Annotated in this window: 3 protein-coding genes; all 3 read left to right on the forward strand. The window is 72.0% G+C overall.

What is annotated here, in order from left to right; all coding sequences use genetic code 11:
• Window positions 1-40: 40 nt before the first annotated feature.
• Window positions 41-535: an IS66-like element accessory protein TnpA gene (gene tnpA / locus G407_RS32770; protein ID WP_156917671.1), complete on the forward strand. Its 495-nt coding sequence runs from the start codon at window positions 41-43 to the stop codon at window positions 533-535.
• Window positions 532-888 (forward strand): IS66 family insertion sequence element accessory protein TnpB, encoded by a 357-nt coding sequence (tnpB, locus tag G407_RS0121255; protein ID WP_029032426.1) that lies wholly within the window; start codon window positions 532-534, stop codon window positions 886-888. The genes tnpA and tnpB overlap by 4 nt, the downstream gene beginning before the upstream one ends.
• Window positions 889-957: 69 nt before the next feature.
• Window positions 958-2,484, forward strand: coding sequence for an IS66 family transposase (gene tnpC / locus G407_RS0121260; protein ID WP_029032427.1), 1,527 nt, complete (start codon window positions 958-960; stop codon window positions 2,482-2,484).
• The last annotated feature ends 13 nt before the right edge of the window (window positions 2,485-2,497 follow it).

The raw sequence follows: 2,497 nt of genomic DNA on the forward strand, positions 1-2,497 counted from the left end.
GTAAGCGCTGTCTCCATCCCACCTTCCTCGCCGTGAGCTGATGAGCGAAGCTCTCGTCCCGATAGTGGTCGGAGATCGTTTTGTGTCTGGACTTGAGCCTACGCTCGAGCCGGCGCGCGTGGTGCGCCGGCTGGAGGTGATCAACGGCGCTGGTGGGCGCCGGCGCTGGAGCGCGGACGAGAAGGCCGGGATCGTCGCCGAGACGCTCGAGCCGGGCGCGGTCGTGTCCGAGGTTGCGCGCCGTCATGGCCTGACGCCGCAGCAGGTGTTCACGTGGCGCCGCGAAGCGCGTCGGGCGACGCTGGCCGGCGGCGCTGAGGGAGAGGATCGGCCCGCCTTCGTGCCGGCGGTCCTGGAAGCACCGACGCCGCCCGAGCCGAAGAAGCCGAGGCGCCGCAGAGCGCTGGCGCGCCAAGCCGGACGGGGCACTGCGCCGATCGAGCTGGAGATCGACGGTGTGGTCGTGAGGATCGGGCGTGGTGCGGACGCCGCGACCGTCGCGACGGTGATTGCGGCTCTGAGGTCGATGTCGTGATCGGGCCGTCGGGGACGGTGAAGGTGATGGTGGCGACGAAGCCCGTCGACTTCCGCAAGGGTGCGGAGGGGCTCGCGGCGCTGGTGCGCGAGGAGATGAGCGCCGACCCGTTCTCGGGCGTGATCTACGTCTTCCGCGCCAAGCGCGCCGACCGGGTGAAGCTGCTGTTCTGGGACGGGACCGGCGTTTGCCTGTTCGCGAAGCGGCTCGAGGAGGGTGCGTTCCGCTGGCCAAGCCTTCAGGACGGCGTCATGAGGCTGTCGGCCGCGCAACTCTCGGCGCTGCTCGAAGGCCTCGACTGGCGGCGCGTGCATGCGGGTCGGCGCGCGCGGGCGCCCGTCGCCGCGAGCTGAGTGCGGCATGATGAATCAGCTTGGCCTCGAGCAGGTGCAACAGCTTGGCGGATATGCTCGAATCCGGCCATGGCGCTCGCGGTCGACACGCTCCCGGACGATCCCGCCACGCTCAAGGCGATGCTGATCGCCGAGCGGGCCGAGGTCGAGCGCCTGCGCCTGATCATCAAGCAGTTCCAGCGGCACCGGTTCGGGCGACGCGCCGAGACGCTCGAGGAGGACCAGCTGCACCTCGGGCTCGAGGAGATCGAGCAGGCCGAAGCGGAGGCGAGCGCGCGGGCCGAGGATCCGGCGCCGGCCGAGCGGGCGAAGCGCGCAGCGGCGCGCCGGCACAACCGCGGCGCCCTCCCGGCGCACCTTCCCCGGATCGAGCAGGTCGTGGACGTCGAGGACAGGAGCTGCCCCTGCTGCCGGGGCGCGCTCCACCGGATCGGCGAGGACGTCTCCGAGCGGCTCGACGTCGTTCCCGCCCAGTTCCGGGTGCTCGTCGTCCGCCGGCCCAAATACGCCTGCCGGGCCTGCGGGGACGGCGTGCGGCAGGCGCCCGCGCCGGCCCGCCTGATCGAGGGCGGCCTGCCGACGGAGGCGACCGTCGCCCACGTTCTCGTGGCGAAGTACGCCGACCATCTGCCGCTCTATCGCCAGGCGCAGATCTACCGCCGCCAGGGGATCGCGCTCGACCGCTCGACGCTTGCCGACTGGGTCGGCCGGGCGGCCTTCCTGCTCAGGCCCGTCCATGCGCGCTTGCTGGCTGCGCTGGAGGCCTCGCCCAAGCTCTTCGCCGACGAGACCACCGCGCCGGTGCTCGATCCCGGGCGCGGCCGCACCAAGACCGGGCAGCTCTGGGCCTATGCCCGCGACGACCGGTCCTGGGCGGGAACGGACCCGCCGGCCGTCGTCTTCATCTACGCGCCCGACAGGACCAGCGAGCGCCCGCTCGCCCATCTCGGCGGCTTCCGCGGCGTCCTCCAGGTCGACGGTTATGCCGGCTACAACGCGCTCGCCGAACGCGGCGTGACGCTCGCCTTCTGCTGGGCTCACGTGCGCCGCCGCTTCTACGAGCTCGCCGCCGCCGGGCCGGCGCCGATCGCCAGCGAGGCGCTCGAGCGCATCGGAGCCATCTACGCCGTCGAGAGCGAGATCCGCGGGCTCGCACCCGACGAGCGCCGCGCCGCCCGGCAGGCCGCGTCGAGACCGCTCGTCGAGGCGCTCGGCGCCTTCCTGCGCACCCAGCTCGAACGCATCAGCGGGAAGACCAGGCTCGCCGAGGCGATCCGCTATGCCCTCGCACGCTGGGACGGCCTCTCCCGCTTCCTCGATGACGGGCGCGTCGAGCTCGACTCCAACGTCGTTGAGCGCGCGATCAGGCCCCTCGCCCTCACCAGGAAGAACGCGCTCTTCGCCGGCTCCGACGGCGGCGGCGAGCACTGGGCCGTCGTCGCCTCGCTCGTCGAAACCTGCAAGCTGAACGATGTCGACCCCTACGCCTACCTCGCCGACGTCATCACCCGCATCGTCAACGGCCATCCCAACTCCGCGCTGGATGAGCTGCTGCCGTGGGCCTACGCCCGCCGCACCCTTGCAGACGCGGCCTGAGAACACCGCTTAC

Source organism: Salinarimonas rosea DSM 21201, from assembly GCF_000429045.1.
Lineage (GTDB): Bacteria > Pseudomonadota > Alphaproteobacteria > Rhizobiales > Beijerinckiaceae > Salinarimonas > Salinarimonas rosea.

Excerpts from the sequence above, each read along its gene's own strand:
- tnpA (WP_156917671.1), top strand. The coding sequence starts at position 41 with ATGAGCGAAGCTCTCGTCCCGATAGTGGTCGGAGATCGTTTTGTGTCT.
- tnpC (WP_029032427.1), top strand. The coding sequence starts at position 958 with ATGGCGCTCGCGGTCGACACGCTCCCGGACGATCCCGCCACGCTCAAG.